This is a genomic window from Dyella sp. CR10, assembly GCF_055814425.1.
Genome location: NZ_CP185986.1, coordinates 1,845,788 through 1,865,214 on the forward strand (window position 1 = coordinate 1,845,788; position 19,427 = coordinate 1,865,214).

Genomic DNA, 19,427 nt, shown 5'->3' on the forward strand with positions numbered 1-19,427 from the left:
TGCAGCGCAGGGCCATCTTGCGGCGTTCCGCGATGGCCATCGCCCTGGCATGTGTTTTTGCAGATGCCGCGTGGGCGCAATCCAATACCTCCGGCGCGATCTACGGACAAGTAACCGGCGCCGCCGGCGGCACGGTCCAGATCGACAACACCGACAACGGCATGACGCGCACGGTGACCGTGGACAGCGACGGTCGCTATCGCGCCTCGTCGCTTCCCGTGGGCCACTACAAGGTGACGTTGCTCAAGGACGGGCAGCCGGTCGAAAGCCGGGAGGGCATCAACGTCACCATCGCCGGCAATTCGGAGGTCTCCTTCGGCGGCACCCGTCCCAAAACGCTCGAAGGCGTCACGGTGGTGGCGTCGGCGCTGCCCGGCATCGATGTTTCCTCGGTGGATACGCGCACGGTGTTCACCGCCGATCAGCTGGCGAAGATCCCGGTAGCGCGCAACGTGCTCGCCGTCGCCTTGCTGGCGCCTGGCGTGGTGCCGGGCGACAACCGCTTCCCGGATGCGGGCCTGGCCATCGGCGGTTCCGGCATTTCCGAGAACGCGTACTCGATCAACGGCTACAACGTCACCAATCCGTTGAACAACGAGACCTTCTTCGAGCTGCCTTTCGGCGCGATCGACCAGCAGCAGGTCCTGCTCGGTGGCGCGGGTGCGGAGTTCGGCCACAGCACCGGCGGCTATATCAACCTGGTGGGCAAGCGCGGCACCAACGAATGGAAGGGCGGCGTCGCGGTGTTCTGGCGTCCGGATTCGCTGCGCAGCGACCCGCGCAACTACAACTATCCCGATCATCCGGATGCCGAGTCGCTGGCCATCGGTCCCGGGCCTTTCAATCACCGGGACAAGAACGGCAACCTGCTGACCGATGAGGAGGGCATCAATCGCCCGTTCGGCTCCGACGGCAAGCTGCGGCGCTATCGGGCCAAGAACACCTACGGCCAGTTCGATTACGCGGCGTGGGTCGGCGGCCCGCTGATCAAGGATCGGCTGTTCTTCTTCGGCGCGGCGGAATTCACCAAGACCGACCAGCAGGGCACATTGGCCTCGGGTGATGCAACCTACACGCCCGGCGGGCAGCTCACGCCGTCGGGCGCGAATAATGCCAACGGCGGCTTCCAGAAAGATCACGACAAGGCGACCAAGTGGTACGCCAAGTTCGACTGGAACATCACCGACAACCATCTGCTGGAACTGACCGCGCTGCAGGACAACGCGCAGAGCACGTTGCGCAACTACGGCTGGAGCAATGCCACGCTCACGCCGTTGAACCACAATGCGAGCGCCGACGGCCGCACCAAGAACAACAACGAGCTGTACCTGGGCAAGTACACCGGCTACATCACCGACGATTTCACCGTTACCGCGGTCTACGGTGAGAGCAAGACCTTCCAGCCGAATCTCGCCAATGTCCCCGACTATCCGATGGTGCGGGTTTCGCCCAGCGCGCCGGCGTCGGTGAAGAACGCCTTCCACGCCTATCAGCCCCTGGGCAACCTGCTGTACGACACGACCAACAAGACCAAGGGTTGGCGCCTGGATCTGGAATACCGGCTCGGCGCGCACGACCTGCGTGGCGGTATCGATCGGCAGACCCTGCGCAGTGCCGCCGGCGAGGCCTTTGTGAATTCCGACAAGTACGGCGGGCAATGGCTTTACGGCAGCGGCAACACCGTCCAGCTGATCACGCACAAGCAGGGCGGTCAGTACAAGCTCGAACAGAATGCCTATTACCTCGAGGATCACTGGCAGGTGTCGGATCGCTGGCTGGCCTACCTGGGCGTGCGCAACGAAGGCTTCAAGAACTACAACAGTGCGGGCGTGGTGTTCATGAAGCAGAGCAACCAGTGGGCGCCACGGCTGGGCGTGAGCTGGGATGTGCGCGGCGATTCCAGCCTGAAGGTCTACGCCAATGCGGGTCGCTATTACCTGGCGCTGCCCAATGGCGTGGCCATCCGCGGCGCGGGCGGTTCGCTCAATACCCAGCAGAGGTTTACGTATGACGGGATCGACCCCAAGACCGATCTCCCGCTCAATCTCAAGCCATTGGGGCCGGCGGTCTCCCCGAACGCCGAGTTCGGCCAGCCACGTGACCCCAGCACCGCGCATATCAAGGACCTGCGCTCGCATTACCAGGATGAGTTCATTCTCGGCGCCGACCAGCAGTTGTCGCCGTCGCTCACGGTCGGTGCGCGCGCTACCTATCGGCAGCTGAAATCGCAGGTGGACGATACCTCTGATCCGCGGCCGGTCTGCGCCTACCTGTCCAGCCATTACCAGGACTTCGGCAGCGCCGCCGATTGCCTGGATCAGCTCCACTACCCGGGCGTGATCTTCAACCCCGGCCGTGGCGCGGAGTTCGACGTGAACGTGGCGCAGCCGGGCGCCACGCCGGTGCTCCGTCACGTGAAGCTGACTGCGCAGGACCTGGGCATGCCCAAGCCCGTGCGCAAATACCTGGCCCTGAACCTTTACGCGGAGCATCCGTTCGACGGCACCTGGTACGGCCGCGTGGACTACGTGTGGTCGCACAACTGGGGCAATACCGAGGGCCAGATCAAATCCGACATCGTGCAGGGCGACGTCGCCGCCTCGCAGGACTGGGATTTCCCGGAGTTCATGCGCTATGCCAGCGGCAACCTGCCGAACGATCGCCGCCACGCGATACGTGCGTTCGGCTACTGGCAGTTGACGCCGGAATGGCTGATCAGCAGCACGGTGACGGCGACCTCCGGTCGTCCCAAGAACTGCCTGGGCGCCTGGTTCGCCGGTCCCGACGGGGTCTACACCGATCCGGGAGGCTACATGGGGCGGGATGGCGATAGCGGCGCCTATCACGTCTGCTACGGCCAGATCTCGCCGCGCGGATCGAAGGGCACGCTGCCCTGGACATATCGCCTCGACGTCGGTGCGCAGTGGCGTCCGGCGTTTGCCGGGCACAAGCTGGCCCTGGGGCTGGATGTGTTCAACGTGCTCAACCAGCAGCGCGCGATCTCGATCAACGAGACGGCGGTCAACGGCGTGGTGGCCAACAATCCCGACGGCAGCTCGCTGGGTGGCCGGCCGAACAATATGTACGGCGGCATCATGGGCTACACCGAGCCGCGCTACGTGCGGATCTCTGCGCAATATGATTTCTCGCTCTAAGCCATAGCTTGCCGCGGGACCGGGAGCCATCGCCGGAAACGGCGGTGGCTTCCGCCATAGAGGGGCCATTGGCCGGGCCGGCCGATCAATCGACACAGGACAGCAGCGACTCCTCCGCGAGCCACGCCGCGGCGCTGGACAGCATGACGAACGGAGCGTCCGGGGCCGGCTGGAAATACAGCGCCAAGCCCGGCGAAGCCGCGGCAAAGGGCGGTGCGATCAGCCACTCCGCGCGTGCCTTCGCCATGCGCAGCGAGGCCATGGTGCGCTGGCACAGGCGGAAGACCGGGATGTCCAGTGGCGCGATGCGCCAGTAGGTCGGCGCGCGGCGCAGCGTCCAGAGCGTGCGGCGGGACGAGGCCGCCATCAGCGACAGCACGAATGTTTCGGCGGACGAGGCGGCCTTCGGCGCAGGCAGCCGGATGGCGAGTCGAAGCGCTTCCTCCGGTTCGCCTTTCGCGCCCACGGCGGCGAAGCGCACGGCGTAGGGGTCGGCGTTGACCCAGTCCAGGGCTTGGTCGGCAGTGGCCGCGACAGGCTGAAACATCCGGGTGTCCCGCTGAGGAGATACCCTGACGACGATGTCCGCCGGGTAATTTGAAATGGCCGGGTAATTTTTGTCAGCCTGCTATCGGGGAGCCGGTCTGGCGTGCCCGCTGACCTCCGGCCCATGGACTGCGGCGGTCGCCGGGTGTTCCATGTTCACCTTGGCTTTTCCCGATTCACGACCGCTTCGTTCGCAGACACTACGGGAGGAGATATGCGCTCATCGCTTACGTATGCCGCCTGCGTCGCGGCACTGATCGCCACGTCGGCCATGGCGAAAGAGGTCGGCGACTACCATGGCTTGCCCAAGGATCTCGCCGATGCGGCGACGGCTTACGATGTGGCGCAGTTCAAGGCCGACAAGGCGGAGCTGGAGCGGGTGCTCGCCGACGACTACACGCTGGCCGGCACCAGCGGCAAGAACCGCAGCAAGGCGGACTTCATCGCCGAACAGACGGCGCCCGGCAACAAGACTCTTTCCGTCGACATCTACGATCAGGTCAGCAAGGTCTGGTCGGACGGCGCGGTGCTGGCCGGCATGGTCGATGCCAAGGGCGAGAACCAGGGCAAGGCCTATACGTTCCGCGGCCGCTTCGTCGATGTGTGGGCCAAGCGCAACGGGCGCTGGCAGGTGGTTTTTACGCAGATCCATGCGACACCCTGAGGGCTCGCATCCAGCTGGCGATCGCTGCTCCTGCGATCGCACAGCTGGTGTGCATCGCTAGTCCCAGCTCTCGCTCAGCACGCGATACTCCTCCACCAGCGCGGGACCGTTCAGGGCGCCGACTCGCTCGCGCAGCACATGCACCGGCTCGTTATCGTCTGAGATCGTGACCATCAGAAGAAAATCGTCACCCCGGCCGGCAAAGAAGTCCCGGCGCAGGCGCAACTGCACCTTGATGCATGAGGCGATCAATCGCTGCTTGAAGTCCACGAAGGCCGCGGGATCGTCACCGATCGCGAAGACATGCTCCCGCACGACATCGCAGATCGCGTTGAAAGCCGCGTCGGCGCCCACGCTTTCGTAAGGCCATTCGGAGGGCAAGTATTTGCAGTGGAGCCATTCGTCAGGCTCTTCGATCATCTTGCGTTCGACAAATGCCTTGGTACACAGGGCAGGGCACACCGTCATCGCCCCGGCGTCGGTGTACAGGGCGAACGCGCTGAACGTCTCGTCGGGATGCTTTGCGGTGACTTCTTCGAAGGCTTGCCGCGAAGCGGCCTCGATCGCTGCTTCGAGGTGGTCGAAATCGAAGTGGGCCATGGCTCGTCCTTGTTGATGGAAGTGCGATTCTAGCGACTTGCGCGCGTAAGCGACCCCATGGATGAAACGGCGTAACGTGCCACGTAACGCACTGAAAACGTCGCATACGTCACATCGATCGCTGGATCATCGACGGACAAATAACTGTCACCGCGCTTTGACAATCCTGACCTCTTCTTGATCGAAGCTCCCCGTTTTCGTACAGGCGCCGTGCGCGTTCTGTCAGACTGGGGCGAAGTGGTACTGCAGGATGCGCCGCCCAAGGGGGGACATGTTCATCCTGCAGGGTTGTGTGTGATGACGAATCGCTATGGCTGGATCTGGGCTTTTCGCAAGGCCCGTCACTGGAACATCGCGCCGGGACGCGCCGCGTGGATCGCCACCAAGTACGTGGTGCGCGGCGATTCCGGGCGTGTCGTTTCACGCAATGGCAAGACGTATCGGCTGGTGCGGCGCGAGATGCAGGTCTGGTAGGGCACGCATCACAAATGCTGGTCGGCATCGACGCGCCGCAGCAGCTCGTAGCGTGCCCGGTCGTGGTCGATCTGCGTGCGCGTCTGCACGCCGATGGTCTGGCGCAACAGGCCGCCATCCTTGTCCGCTGCGGCGGGCCACTTCGGCAGGCCCGCGCCATTGGGGTCGCCGGTCTTGATGAAGTTCGCCCAGTAGCCTTGCATGGTCTCGGAGACGCGGCGGTCGGCCGGCGTCCAGGCATACACGGCATTGCCGGGCAGGTTGCCCAGCGCGTACTCGATTTCACCGCTGTGTACGGCGCCGGCATCCGCGGGGGCGCTGCCGTCGCGCTTGGCCGGCCGAGGCTGGTCGAAGTAGTAGTAGAACACCGGCGTATGCCCGGTCTGGCGATGCAGGCGCATCCATTGCCATGTCGAGAAGGCGATGAACTGGTCGCCGGCCAGCGCGGTGCCGGACGCCTTGATCTCCGCTTCGGTACGGCCCGGGTAGAGCTCAAGCACTTCCTTGGCGTGCTCGCCGAACTGCTTCTGGACGGCGGCGCGGTAGTTCTCCGGCGTCGGCGCTTTCTGGTCGAGCAGGTTGGCGTAATAGCCTTCCTGGGAGTTCGCGCCAAGCAGCAACGGGATGGCCGCCTGTTCGCCGGCTTCGTAGATCGCGTCGGGCGAGCGCGGCAGGAAGTAGCCGTCGATGGTGGGACGGAATTCGGGCACGTCCTTCTGGCCGGCGGCGTCGAGCAGCGTCTGCGCATTCATCGCGCGCAGCGCATCGAGCGATGACGCACCGACTCGCCGGGCGAAGGCCTCGCCGTCGCGCATGGCCTCATCCAGCGGCATCGGCGTGAGATTGCCGAGCATGGCGCCGCTTTCGCCGATGGCGCGCTGCATCAGTCCCTTCGACAGCGGCGAAGCCATCAGCGCCGACACCGACATCGAGCCAGCCGATTCGCCACCGATGGTGATCTGTGCCGGATCGCCGCCGAATGCAGCAATGTTGTGCTTTACCCATTGCAGCGCGGTGGCCTGGTCGAGCAGGCCGTAGTTGCCGGCGGCATGTTCGGGCGATTCGACGCGCAGGTCGGGCGAAGCGAGGAAGCCGAAGACGTCCAGCCGGTAGTTCACCGTGACCGTCACGATGCCGCGCCGCGCGAGGCCGGCACCGTCGTAGCGCGATTCCGAGCCGTCGCCGCCGATGAAGCCGCCGCCGTAGAAATAGACCAGCACCGGCAGTTTCCTGGCTGCGCCGTCGCGCGGGCTGCTCGCCGGCGTCCATACATTGAGGTACAGGCAGTCTTCGCTCATCCCGGCGGAGCGGAACACCATGTCGCTGAAAACCGGGCGCTGCATGCAGCGCGGGCCGAAATGGTCCGCGCGACGAACGCCGGCCCATGCGGCCGCCGGCTGCGGCGGTTTCCAGCGCAGCGGCCCGACGGGCGGCGCGGCGTAGGGAATGCCCTTGAATGTGTCCAGGCCTGCCTCGCGAAGACCGGACAGGCGTCCGCCGGCGACGGTCGCCATCGGCGCGGGATCGGCGGCCAGGGCGGTCGCGGCGACAAGCGCTGCGAGCAGCCCGAGGGACATGGCGCGCGGCAACAGGGGTGCATCGAACATGATCGGCCCTTCTCGGAATGGTGGTGCGTCTCTACGGCAAAGCCGCTTCAGATATCAGCCGTGCCAGCTTATGTTTTTTCCTGGGGCCGAAGCGAGACGTGCGCCGCCCAAGCCATCGTCAAGATGTCGCGCATATCGCTGCGCGCGTTGCGCTATCATTCGCCAACTTTCGATGGCCAGTGAGGATGCGCCCCATGTGATCCGTGCCACCGCCGAAGACATCCGGCGACATCGACTCCGCTTTTCGGGCGGAGGCGACACACGACATCACAGGAGCATCCATGACGGCATCTTCGATCACGCTGCAGCGCGCGGCGTTTGCATGGCCCGACGGCCATCGCCTTTTCACCGATATCGATTTTCAGCTCGACCGTCGCCACACCGGCCTGGTCGGACGCAACGGCGTGGGCAAGAGCGCACTCGCGCGCATCCTCGCCGGGCAGCTCGAGCTGAGCGCCGGGCGCTATACGCGCGAAGGCACGGTGCTTTACCTGCCACAGCTCGTCGCGTGCCCGCCCGGCGCTACCGTGGCATCCATGGCCGGCGTACAGGCGGCGCTCGACGCGCTGGAGCGCATCGAGGCGGGTAGTGTCGCGCATGCCGATTTCGAACTCGTGGCGGATCGCTGGGACCTCCGTCAGCGGTTCGCCGAATGCCTGGACGAATACGGCCTCGGCCATCTCGCGCCGGCGCAGAGCGCCGTCACGCTCAGCGGCGGCGAGCTGACACGCCTGGCCCTGCTGGGCGCGTGGATGACCGATCCGGACGTACTCATCCTCGACGAGCCGACCAATCATCTGGACCGGCCGCAACGCGATCTGCTGCTGCGCAAGCTGGAGGCGTGGCCGAAAGGGCTGCTGGTCGCCAGCCACGACCGCGAACTGCTGGATCACATGCAGCGCATCGTCGAACTGTCGCCCTCGGGCTTGCGCGACTATGGCGGAAACTATGCCTTTTACGCGCAAGCGCGGGCGGACGAGCGGGCGCGGGCGCAGCAGGCCCTGGATCACCGCAAGGCCGAGCAGCGTCGCGGCGACAAGGCGTGGCGCGCCAAGCAAGAGAATCTGCAGCGCCGACAGGCGCGCGCCACGCGCGAAGGACGCGATGCCAACCAGGCCGCCATCCTGCTCGGCGGGCGCCAGCAGAACAGCCAGGTGAGCACGGGCAAGCGGCAGCGCACGCTGGAGGATCGCCATAACGCATTGGCGCAACAGGTCCGCGAGGCCGCCGCGCAGCTGCCGGAGGAGGCGGACATCGCGCTGCTGGTGCCGACGACGACCATGGCAGCGCAGCGCAAGGTCGCCGTGCTGGAGAACGTCCGGCTGCCCCATGGCGCTGCCGCCGGCCATTCGCTCGATCTGACGATACGTGGGGCCCAGCGCATCGGCGTGACCGGCGCCAACGGCAGTGGCAAGTCCACGTTATTGAAGTTGCTTGCGGGCACAGCCTCGCCCATCGCGGGGCGTTGCGACGTGCATGTGCGCACCGCGCTGCTCGACCAGCAGCTGGATCTGCTCGATCCGCGGGCATCGGTCCTGCAGCAACTGCTGGCATCCCATCCATCGGCGACCGAAGCCGCCATGCGTACGCGACTCGCTCTGATCGGGCTATCCGGCGAGCAGGCCCTGCAGCCGAGCGCGTGGCTCAGCGGTGGCGAGCGGCTGAAGGCCGCGCTGGCTTGCGTCATATACGCCGAGCGGCCGGCCGAGCTGTTGCTTCTCGACGAGCCGACCAACCATCTGGATCTGCGTTCGATCAAAGCGGTCGAGCAGATGCTGTCGCAGTATCGCGGCGCGCTGGTCGTGGTGTCGCACGATCAGGTCTTTCTCGACGCGCTGTCGCTCGATACCCGGATAGAGGTGTCGGCGGCGGGTTATCGCACGACCATGGTGACGTAGCGAGCCGGGCCTTCGCGGGTGGGGCCCGCCATCGCATGCGTCCGATGCGCCGCAAGGCGGGCGTTTCACGTGGCCTATACGGCGCGCTGCCTACGCTCGTGTCTGGGGGATTCCATACGCTTCACGCAGCGCCGCGACAACGCTCTTCGGCTCGCGCCTCGTGCTCTGTCTGGGAACCGCAGGACGGTCGGTACCAAGAAGGGGGCGTATCCAGGTCTTTGCGATCTTTGCCGGCGCATCGCGACCGCGTTGATGTTGCCGGCTCGGATCGGCGTTCCCTTGGATCTTTTCGAATCGCCGCGGGCGCGGCGACGGGCATAGTTTTGTCCAGCACAGGGGGAAGGGATCATGCGTTTCGCAGGCACGGGCCGTCTTGGCCACAGCATCGCCATGCTTGCCGCTTTCAGCGCGGCGGGAGCCGTTCACGCACAAAGCACGCCGCCGGCGGCCGCCGCGCCGCGGGCGATGACCGCGCAGGAGGCGCAGGATGTCCAGCACGTCCTGGGCATGCTCAAGCCGGGGCGGCCGTACGTACTCAATCTCGCCGATCCGCAGCAGCTGCGCTTCACGCAGCGTGCACTGGCGGCGGCTGGTCGCACGCCGTCGAACGCGCCGGCGACCTTCGCCGCCTTGCAAAGCACGGTGCAGCAAGCGCATAAGCTGGCCGCTGCCGCGAAGGCCGGGCCGATGGCGCTGGCCGCCACGCCGCTGCAAGCGAAGACCGCCGGTGCGCCGCAGGATCTGGCGCTGCTGTCCAACTTCGGCGACGACGGCAATGGCGTCTACACGGCCACCGGCTATTCCTCGGTGATGGGCGGCACCACGCAGACCACCATCACGACCGAGCTGTTCGACACCGCCAACCAGACGGTCTTCGCCGTGGCGCGCAACACGCAGTTCGGGCAGGGCACCAATTTCCAGGTGCCGGTGAGCGGCAAGGTCTCTGATCCGGCGCACCTGGCGGCGATGACGACCATCGTCACTACGGTAGGCAGCAACAGCACCACGACGGTGATCAGCACCGCCGCGCAAGTGCCGGCCACCGCTGGCACGATGACTGCACCCAACTACTGCGTGCGCACCAATCCCGGCGACCCGAGTTCCAACTGCGTCATCAACGGCGGCAAGACGACGTACCAGACCGGCAGCACCACGCTGGTGCCCAATCCGCCGTTGATCAAGATCTGCTTCAACCGCGGCAGCCAGCAGTCCTGCGATTACTACAACGCGTCGGGCCGGCCGGCGACGAGCGTGTTCTTTCCGACCGCCGGCACGGCGACCTTCGGCAGCTACACGATCGACAGCAGCTATGCCACGGCCGGCACTTACACCGCTTCGGTGGCCGACCCGAACCAGGGTGGCGCCTGCGTGTTCGCCGATCACCAGCCGCTGGGGACGGGCTGGAGCGCATCCGGTTCCACCATCACCTGGAACCTGTCGCAGGTATCGCCGACCAATCCGAACAATTGTCTGGGCTACAGCGGCGGACGGCCGGTGACGTTCAATTTCTATATCGAGTTGCCGCTGGATCTGCCCGGCGGCCAGAAGAACACCGGCTTCGTCAACTTCACCAGCGCGTTCGCGCCGCCGATGCCGCCGGGCTTCCTCGGCGTTCCGGGCATCTACCTGGAGGACAGCTGCGTCGCGGCCGGCACCAGGGTGCATATGGCCGACGGCAGCGAAACCCCGATCGAGAACATCACGGCCGACAATTCGCCGCAGGTGATCTCGGCCACCGGCGACAAGCGCACCGTGCAGGGCACCGCCAGCGGCGTCGAGCTGCATCCGATGATCCACCTGAAGACCAGCCTGGGGCAGGATCTGCTGATCACCCGCACGCATCCGGTGCTGACCGTCAACGGCCTGGTCATGGCCCGCGACTTGAAGGCCGGCGACAGCGTGAAGACCGAAAAGGGCGTAGCCAAGATCGTCTCGGTCGCGGCGCAGCCCTACACCGGCCATGTCTACAGCCTGCGCCTGGGCTGGTTCGACGAAGCGAAGTCCGACAAGCGTACGCATAGCGCTAACGGCATCTTCATCGGCGACTCGATCTCGCAGGTGCAGATGGAGCAGGAAGAGCTGGCGCGCCTGAAGACCGACAAGAACGAGGTGATGCGCCGTCTGCCGAACGATCAGTGGCGCAAGGAATACCAGACGTTCCTCCAGCAATCGCACTGAAGGCGGCCGCGGCGCAGGCCGCGGCATCCTGCCGGCCTGTCGCGCGAACGCTTGTGTCGCGCGCGGGCAAGCCGGCAGGCATCCGCGCCTGACGCCGCGCCGCATGTCCTCACGCACTTCACTCCGAAGGACTTGCAAGCATGGCCGTGCCGACCATCCAGAGCGTCTACACCAGCGGCGCCACCTTGAAAGTGATGTGGACGACCGTCGCCGATTCGGCGATCACCCAATATGTCGTCACCGTATTCTTCGGGGTGGATACGGTGTTCACCACCGCCAGCTTCGCCCCCAGCAGCGCGGCGCTGCAGTTCGGCAGCCTGAACCTTCCCGGCGGGCCGCTGGACACCAATACGCCGTATTTCGTGCAAGTCAGCACGATGTGGGGCAGTTCGCCCGGGCAGAACGAGACCAGTCAGCTGGTGCCGCTGATCGCCCGCCCGCCGACGCTGCTGGCGGGCTATTACGACGGCACCAATTTCTACGTCCAATGGGCGCCGACCGAGCAGGCGACGCTCGGTTACTACCTGCAGATCTACGGCAGCAGCGGCAATCCGTTCACCGCCTCGACACCGAACCCTGGTGACAGCTGGGCGATGATTTCCAGTCCCGCGCTGGCGGCCGGTCAGCAGTGGTACGTGCAGGTGTCCGCGGCCGCCAGCGTGGCCAGCGACGCCGGCGACAAGGCCTATGCGGCGCAGGCCGCGTCGCCGCTGATGGCCTCGCCGCAACCGAGTCTCTCCGGCGTGAGCGCGCGCTATCTGCAGGCCGGGCAGGGCAGCCTGATCGGCGCGCAATGGACCGCACTCGGCAGCGCGACCGGCGTCACGCGCTATCGCCTGCAAAGCTATGCGCCGGACGGTACGCCGGGCGCCTTCGCCGACGTCGTGGGTGCGGCCAGCACCAGCGGCACGCTGTTTCTGCCGGGGCCGCTCGCGCCGGGCTCATCGCTGCGCGTGCTCGCGCTCAACAGCGCCGGCATCGGCGTCGCCACGCCGGCCAGCCCGGTCGTCACCAGCCTGCCGGTGCTGGCCGGCGCGGCGTTCGCCTCGGACAACAAATCCATCGCGGTGAGCTGGCAGGCCGGCAGCGATGCGGCGGTGACCGGCTTCACCATCGAGGTCTACAACCTCGCCGATCCGACGCAGAGCTACACACAGACGGTCACGGGCGGCAGCAGCCGCAGCGCGAGCTTCACCAGCCTGCCCGGGAGCGGACTGGATGCGACCAAGAGCTGGGGCATCCGCGTCTGGGCGACTGGCACCACGGGCAGCACGCCAGCGGTCGGCGGGAGCTGGGCCTTGCCATCGGTCGCGCCGACCGTCGCCACGCTGCAATGCCTTGGGTCGACGTTGAACGTAACCTGGAGCCTGCCGGCCGGCGCCGCCATGCCCGTTGCCTACGCCGTCAGCCTGCTTGCCGGCGGCAAGACCATATCCAGCGTGCGCGTGGCGGGCGGGCAGGCGACGCAGGCGCAGCTGTCGCTCACCGATGCGACGCTGGACTATTCGGTGGTGATCGCCGCCATCGGTGCGGAAGGTGCGCAGGGGCCGAACAGCGCCGGCGTCAAGCCGCTGGTGGCGACGGTCAGTGCCGTGGCCGCCGTGACGAATGCCATCACCGGCCAGTGCACGATGACCTGGACCGGGCCGGCCAGCGCCACCAGCTACCGGCTCGATTTCGGCAACGGCATCGTCACGCAAGAGTCCAGCACCTACAACTTCAACGAGGCGCTGCCGGACGGCGTCGACCTGACCGTGGCGATCACGCCGCTGGCGACACCGACCGGGCAGAGCATCATCGGGCCGACGACGGTGCATCGCCTGCCGACGCTGCGTGCCAGCGTCACGCAGGTCAGCTTCAACGCGTCGGCGATGAGCGCCACCGGCAGCTGGGATGCGCTGGCCGGGGCCACCGGCTATCGCGTCGCGCTGATGGCCAACGCCGGCGGCACGTTGACGGAGATTGCCAATACCACGGTGGCTGCGGGCGTCACGCAGGCCACCCTCGCGTTTCCCAGCGGCTACACCCTCGTCTCCACCACGCAGTATCAGTTCCTGGTGCAGGGCGTGTGGGGCAGCGATCGCGGCCTGCAGGCCAATCAGCCGTCCATTTTCACGGAAGGTTTCTATCTTTCCTCCAGCGCCGCGGGCACGGCGCCGCCCTTCGTCTATCCGGCCACGCTGATCACCACGGCGACGGCGGCCAACAACGCCATGACCGGCGAACCGCTGACGCTGTACCTGCCGGATATCGGCGCGGGTACGCCGCTGACCACGCCGTTGCCATCGCAGGGCGCGTTCGCGCTGACCGCCAATACCGATACCGCGCGCAACAGCGCGGTCTATCCGTACATCCTGACCATCTCCAACACGGTCACCAGCAACAACCCGTGGACCTTCGCGCCTGCGCAGGCGATCCGCACCGGCCTGGCCAGCGACGTGCAGACCTTCCTCAAGAACGTGGAGGCCGCCGGCGCGGTGCCATGGGGCATCGTGCTGTTGCAGCAGATGCTGGCGCGCGCGCTGCCGCAGACTTTCGCCGAGCAGCTGTACTACAACTTCGGGCTCAACTTCCCCGGTGCGGGCGTAGCGCAGGGTTATGTGGACCTGCGTCCGGGCATGCTGCTGCGCGTGGTGCCCAATCCGTACCAGACGGTGCCGGGGCAGACGCAGGGCTCGTGGCTCAGCGGCTACGTAGGCTCGGCGAGCATCGACTATCCGATCGGCAGCCTGCTCAGCGCCAACGGCGCGTGGAGCGCCGGCTTCGACAGCTTCATCGGGCAGCTCGTCAACAACGGCGCGTTGAGCGTGAATCCGCCATCGGCCAATCCGAGCACCGGCCAGGAACAAGGCGTGGCCGAAGCGGCGGATCTTTACTTCCCCGCGTTCAACCAGTCGTTCTACCGATTGTTCGTTCCCAATGCGCTGTTGTCGCCGAGCGGGCAGGGCAGCATCAAGGCCAGCGACAACTTCGTGCTCGCCGCCGCGGCCAGTTTCGCCGGCATCTCCAGCGCGACCAGCGCGCCGTCGACCAATGTCAACGTGGCCTATTTCCGTGGTCGCGCGGTGCTGAAGGCCTGCCTGCAGGTCAGCCTCGACGGCGTGACCCACGTGGTGCCGGTGGGCACCACGCTCGGCAATCTGCTGGAGCAGCGCGGACGCCTGATGCCGGCCGTGCCGATGCCGCTGAGCGGCGTGCAGATCGAACGCGGACTGGGCGGCATCGTGCTCGATCCGAACAAACCCGCGCAGCCGGCGTCCGCGCCGATACAGCTGAACTGGCAGGCAGCCGCCAGCGCGGTCTATGGGCCCGGCTGGGGCGCGGCGTCGCTGCCGTTGCTGCCCGGCGACTGCATCACGCTGGAGTAGGCCATGGATGCTCCGGTATTCACCGCCGTCGCGAGCGGATCGCGCCTGTACGCCAGCAGCGCGATGCCGGTGGGTGGCTTCGCCGGTTACTGGTGCAGCGCGTCGGCGGCATTCGGTGGCACCGCGACCTTGGCGCAGACATGGGCGGATGTCGGCGGGCTCTACGTCATCGCGTTCGCGCTGCCCGCCGATCTGACGGCTTTCGCGCAGCAGCTCGCTCAGTTGATTCCGCGCATCTCGCCGACCGGCCTGGTGCGCGTGCTGTGGTTGTCCAACGGCGTCGACAGCAGCTGGAACTACTGGCAGGCCACGACGCTCACCGCCTTGCCGCAGGCCACGCCCAGCGGCCCCTGGGCGCTGGTGACGCCGGCGCGCTGGGTGCTGGGCGACTACCGCCTGGAGCTGGCCGCCGGCAGCACCTTGTCGTTGCAGAACGCCGGCACCGGCTACGGCCTGGCGCTGCCGGCGGCAGCGGCGACGTTCAGCCGCGGCGATTTCGCCTTGAATGCGAGCGGCGCGGTCATGCTGCCCCTGGCGGGCAGCGCGGTCGGCGCGCTGTCCATGCCGATCACGCTGCGTCCGCAGCAGCCCGATCCGCTCGAGCAGCTCGGCGTGATGCTGCGTTATGCCACCGTGCCGGCGCCGGACGATGCAGAGGCGCTGGCACAGAACCTGGCGCGCTATCTGTCCATGCCCGTGCTGCGCCTGCGCGCCGGCAGCCTGGGTGCGCGGCTGCACGTCGATCCGAGCGCGCCGCTCGATCCGCACCGCAGCTATGTCGACCTGGCGCCGAGCGGCGCGCCGCCGTACGCGCTGTCCAGCGCGTTCGTGACCACGTTGGGCTACACCACCACGCTCACGCCGACGGCATCACTGCAAGGCGCCCGCTCGGCACGGCTGGCGTTCTGCAAGAGTCCGCTGTTCGCGGTAGAGGGTCCGAGTGCCGGCAGCGAGGTGTTCCATCTCGCGCCGGACGGCAGTTTCTCGATCAGCGTGGAAGTGCCGCCGAGCGTGCAGCAACGCCGCGCTGCGGTAGTACCGAGCAGCGGCAGCGCCGAACAGGATCACTGGATGTTCGGCGACTCCGGCGCCGAGTACGCCACGCTGGCCGCGTCCACGGGCGACATCGCCGTCTTCGGGGCCGGCAAGCCCGCCTACATTCCCGGCGTCGTCGCGCAAGGCACCTTGCCGTTGCGCACCGCGGCCACCACCGCTTACATGACGCTGGTGCCTGGCTCCGCCAGCGCGAGGGGCCTGCCTTATTACGCGCAGCCGTTGCAGGCGCCGCTGTTCATGGCGGCAAGCGATCTTGGCACCGGCTTCCTCGATTTCCACACCATGCCCGCGGGCCGGTTGCCGGCGGCATCGCAGGCAGGCGATCTGGCGGCGCAGTGCTTTCCGGCCGGCGCGTATCGCTGGCTGGCCGCCGGCGACATCGCGCTGGCGCGCGAGATCGAAGCGGCGGTGCTCGCACCGGTACGCCGCGCGGCGATCGGAGGATTGCCGCCGCCGACGGCGGCGGACGCGCCGATCGGACCGGTGGGGCCGGCCACGGCGCCGCTCGCCGTCACGCCGCAGGGTTTGCTGGCGCAGCTTTCCGCCGACGGCTCCGCCTGGGCCGGGGTGCTGTTCGCGCATCTGGCCGGCGGCGCGCAGGACCTGGTGCTCACGCCGGTGAAGGAGCGCTTCGCGCTCGCGCTGCAATCGAACCAGCTGTTTTTCGTGGTCGCCGATACGACGGAGTTCAACCAGCAGAGCGGCGTCGGCCCGAACGGTCTGGACTGCCAGCTGGACGGCTGGACGTTCCGGCTCGCTCCCGACGACTGGCGCCGCGGCAAGGACGCCAATCCCACGTTGATGCTGTTCAAGTACTGCAATCGCCGCTTGACCGAACTGGCCGACGACACCAGCGCCTGGGGCTGGCTGGAAGCTGCCGGCAATGTGGCGCAGACCCAGCAGCAGTTGCAGGACATCCTGCGCGCGGCGCGCGAACGGGCTCTGGATCCGGCGACCCCGCCGGGCGATCCCTACCGGATCTTCTACGAGGAGGTGGCGAACAACCCGATGTGGAACGGCGTGCTGTTCCTCAATGCGCCGGTCGCGCTCGGGCTGATGCCGCCGGACCTGAAGTTCCTCGCCGCCGGCATCGATCCGAAACGGTTCTATGCCCATCACGTCGGCTTCTCGGTGACACCGGTCGCCGCCGGTACCGACACCATTACGCCGGGGCAGACCGCCGCGTTCGCGCTGATCGACTACGAGGACCCGCAGGATCTGGCGCCCAGCAGCACCACGCCGTTCGGCTTCAAGACGCTGCAATTGAAGATCCGCTTCGCCAATGCGCGCATCGCCGATTTCGCCGCGCAGTGTCAGCTGATGGTCAACACCTTGTTCGGCGCGCCGCTGGCCAAGCAGGACCCGTCGCGCGGCAACAACCTGATCATGAATGGCAGTTGCCAGCGCGTCGCGGGCGTGCCGTCGTACAGCTTCGTGCTGACCGGCGAGAACCTGTTCAATGCGCAGCGATCGGCCATGGTCAGCGCGCAGGTGCAGGCGGTGCGCATCGATACCGCCACTGCGCCGGACGGCGATGCGGTCACCTCGAGTTTCACGTTGCAGGGAAATCTGCGTTTCCGCGAACTGGCCGCGTTCGACATGTTCTGCTACGGCGCGGACGCGCAGGGCGAGGACGGCTATCTGCGCTTCACCGGCCTGTCGATCCGCATGCAGTTCAAGCTGTCCGATCCGACCAAACAGGCCTTCACCGCCTTCGAAAGCGCCACCACGCTGGACCCGGCCAACAGCAAGCCGCGCGCCCGTTCGCTGGCCGCCAACTTTCCGCTGCGTGCAAGCGGCATCGAGATCGCTCCGATCGCCACCAAGGACAAGGGTCTGACGCCGGAGCAGCTGGGCTTCGTCTCCATCGCCTGTCCGCTCGACCAGACCCCGATGTCGGCGCCCTGGTACGGCCTGCGCTACACCATGGATCTCGGCTCGCTGGGCGCATTGTCCGGCAGCATCGGCCTGAGCATGAGCGTGCTGGCCGCGTGGTCCACCGGCGCTGATGGCGATCCGCCGGTCTACCTGGGCCTGCGCCTGGCGTCGTTCGTGCGTGGCGCCGGCAGTCTGCCGCTGCAAGGCGTGCTCAAGCTCGGCTTCCGCGGCTTCGAATTCATCACCTATGCGGCCGGCGCAGGCCTCGGCTACCAGCTGTGGATGCGCCGCTTCGCGCTGTCGGTGCTGTGCTGGAGCTTTCCGCCGGGGAATGCGGATCTGGTGCTGTTCGGGGCGCCGGGGAACCCGAGTGCGTCGCTGGGGTGGTACGCGGCGTATGACAAGGATCCGGAGAAGAAGTCGGACAAGACAGACGATGCGACGCTCCGGCTCGATGCGCCGGCGCGGCTTCTGGCCAATGGGCGGCGTACGCCGCCGGTGGCCTGACTTCAGCAGCGGGGTTTCCTCATGGCCATCAGCAAGGTTGTCACTACCGTCGTCGATGTGGGGCAGGGGCAGTGCACGTTCGTGCGTCTGTACGACGACAGCTCGCCCGCCGAGCTGGTGCACACCCTGCTATTCGACTGCGGCACCGATAAGAGAAGCGAGCCGATGACCGACGGCAACATTGCCTGGATCGCCGACACGCTCAAGCTGATGGACACGCCGACGATCGACTTGCTCGTGTTCTCGCACAGCGACAACGACCATATCAGCCTGATGTACGACCTGCTCTCGGCCTACGGCACCAAACCCAAGCCGCTCAAAGTCGCCAGCGTCTGGTATGCCGGGAATCCGGACTTCTACACCAAGAATAAATTCAACATCCTCGACTACCTTGGCAGTTACTGCAAAAGCTTCACCGCCCCCGATTTTGGTGAAACGCAATACAACAAGACCAAGGGCGACTGGAAGAAGGGGTTGATCTGGAGCAGCACGGACGAATCGGTCCGGGTCGGAATGCTGATCGGCAACGTCATCGACGACGAGCCCGGCGTGCTGGTCGAAGACGACTTCGGCACGGTGGCGGAAAAGAAGAACCGCGTATCCATCGTCTGCGCGTTGATGCACGACGGTCGCACCATGCTGATCTGCGGCGATGCCACCAACCGCACGATGGCGTGGGTCAACGATGCGCTGGGCGACAATGAGTTCAATGACTGCCTGATGGTCACGCTGCCGCACCACGGCAGTCGCGCTACCGGCCTGGCGGTGAGTTCGAACGCGACCGCCAGCAAGAAAGCCGTCGACGTGGTGAAGACCTTCGTAAGCAAGTCGGCCGCCAAGACCGTAACGATCAGCGCGTTCGCCAAGCACCACCATCCGTCGATCGAGCTGATCAATCTGTTCATGCCCGCCATGACGCCCACGGCGACGCTCTACGACAAGCGCCTGGAGAATGCCGAGAAGAGCCATTTCTCGGTATGTAACGTGGACGTGACGCTGGTGATGCCCGACTTCACCGCGATCACCAAGAACTATCACACGCTGACCACCCAGGTGAACGTGCTGGCGACGTATTACTACAGCGAGGTCGCAACGTTCTCCTATCAGTTCCAGCCGACCACGGTGGACAAGCCGACGAAGTTCGTGGACCCCAAGAAAAAACCGGTCATCAATCCGCACGCGTGCTGGACTTATGCCACCACGGCGGGAAAAGGCAATACCGTGACCGGTTATAAGTCCATGCCCGGCACCGATACCTCGCGCTTCACGAATATCGGCACGGTTCCGGAAACGCTGGCTCCATCCGTGGGCGAGAAGCCCGTGATGATTTCCGATCGCGGTGAGCCAGTATCCGTGAGCGAATTCTTCCCCGAATGGCATCCGCCGTCCTCGCCGACGCCGCGCACGCCCGTGCTGGCGTCCACGCCGTCCGGCGGTGCTGTGCCCGGGCGATTGCGGACGTTCCGCTGATCGCCTGACCCTTCTCCTTTCGAGCC

General features: G+C 66.4%; 11 protein-coding genes. 8 read left to right on the top strand and 3 right to left on the bottom strand.

Going from position 1 to position 19,427, the window contains the following annotated elements:
• Positions 1 to 32: 32 nt before the first annotated feature.
• Positions 33 to 3,155 (top strand): TonB-dependent receptor, encoded by a 3,123-nt coding sequence (locus tag ACNR9O_RS08360; RefSeq protein ID WP_473681623.1) that lies wholly within the window; start codon positions 33 to 35, stop codon positions 3,153 to 3,155.
• Between the two features lie 85 nt (positions 3,156 to 3,240).
• On the opposite strand, the gene ACNR9O_RS08365 is transcribed toward ACNR9O_RS08360, so the two are convergent.
• Positions 3,241 to 3,702: a hypothetical protein gene (locus ACNR9O_RS08365; RefSeq protein WP_473681621.1), complete on the bottom strand. Its 462-nt coding sequence runs from the start codon at positions 3,700 to 3,702 to the stop codon at positions 3,241 to 3,243.
• Between the two features lie 213 nt (positions 3,703 to 3,915).
• Here ACNR9O_RS08365 and ACNR9O_RS08370 point away from each other — a divergent pair, with 213 nt between their 5' ends.
• Entirely contained in the window at positions 3,916 to 4,365 is a 450-nt protein-coding gene (locus ACNR9O_RS08370) for a nuclear transport factor 2 family protein (RefSeq protein WP_473681619.1), read from the top strand.
• Between the two features lie 57 nt (positions 4,366 to 4,422).
• Here the strand turns inward: ACNR9O_RS08370 and ACNR9O_RS08375 are convergent, their stop codons facing one another.
• Complete coding sequence (locus tag ACNR9O_RS08375; RefSeq protein ID WP_473681617.1) at positions 4,423 to 4,965, bottom strand: DUF4303 domain-containing protein; 543 nt, start codon at positions 4,963 to 4,965, stop codon at positions 4,423 to 4,425.
• A gap of 297 nt (positions 4,966 to 5,262) precedes the next feature.
• On the opposite strand from ACNR9O_RS08375, the gene ACNR9O_RS08380 reads away from it, so the two are divergent.
• Positions 5,263 to 5,439, top strand: coding sequence for a hypothetical protein (locus tag ACNR9O_RS08380; RefSeq protein ID WP_473681615.1), 177 nt, complete (start codon positions 5,263 to 5,265; stop codon positions 5,437 to 5,439).
• A gap of 8 nt (positions 5,440 to 5,447) precedes the next feature.
• Here the strand turns inward: ACNR9O_RS08380 and ACNR9O_RS08385 are convergent, their stop codons facing one another.
• Positions 5,448 to 7,046 carry a carboxylesterase/lipase family protein gene (locus tag ACNR9O_RS08385; protein ID WP_473681613.1) on the bottom strand — a complete coding sequence of 533 codons (1,599 nt, stop codon included), beginning with the start codon at positions 7,044 to 7,046 and terminating at the stop codon, positions 5,448 to 5,450.
• 281 nt (positions 7,047 to 7,327) lie between these two features.
• On the opposite strand from ACNR9O_RS08385, the gene ACNR9O_RS08390 reads away from it, so the two are divergent.
• The 5 genes from ACNR9O_RS08390 (at position 7,328) to ACNR9O_RS08410 (ending at position 19,401) form a co-directional block, all read left to right on the top strand.
• Positions 7,328 to 8,944 (top strand): ATP-binding cassette domain-containing protein, encoded by a 1,617-nt coding sequence (locus ACNR9O_RS08390; RefSeq protein ID WP_473681611.1) that lies wholly within the window; start codon positions 7,328 to 7,330, stop codon positions 8,942 to 8,944.
• Between the two features lie 348 nt (positions 8,945 to 9,292).
• On the top strand, positions 9,293 to 11,122 hold the full coding sequence (locus tag ACNR9O_RS08395) for a Hint domain-containing protein (RefSeq protein WP_473681609.1): 1,830 nt from the start codon (positions 9,293 to 9,295) through the stop codon (positions 11,120 to 11,122).
• Between the two features lie 140 nt (positions 11,123 to 11,262).
• On the top strand, positions 11,263 to 14,490 hold the full coding sequence (locus ACNR9O_RS08400; RefSeq protein ID WP_473681607.1) for a phage tail protein: 3,228 nt from the start codon (positions 11,263 to 11,265) through the stop codon (positions 14,488 to 14,490).
• A 3-nt stretch (positions 14,491 to 14,493) separates the two neighbouring features.
• Positions 14,494 to 17,931 (top strand): hypothetical protein, encoded by a 3,438-nt coding sequence (locus ACNR9O_RS08405; protein ID WP_473681605.1) that lies wholly within the window; start codon positions 14,494 to 14,496, stop codon positions 17,929 to 17,931.
• A gap of 21 nt (positions 17,932 to 17,952) precedes the next feature.
• On the top strand, positions 17,953 to 19,401 hold the full coding sequence (locus ACNR9O_RS08410) for a ComEC/Rec2 family competence protein (protein WP_473681603.1): 1,449 nt from the start codon (positions 17,953 to 17,955) through the stop codon (positions 19,399 to 19,401).
• Positions 19,402 to 19,427: the final 26 nt, after the last annotated feature.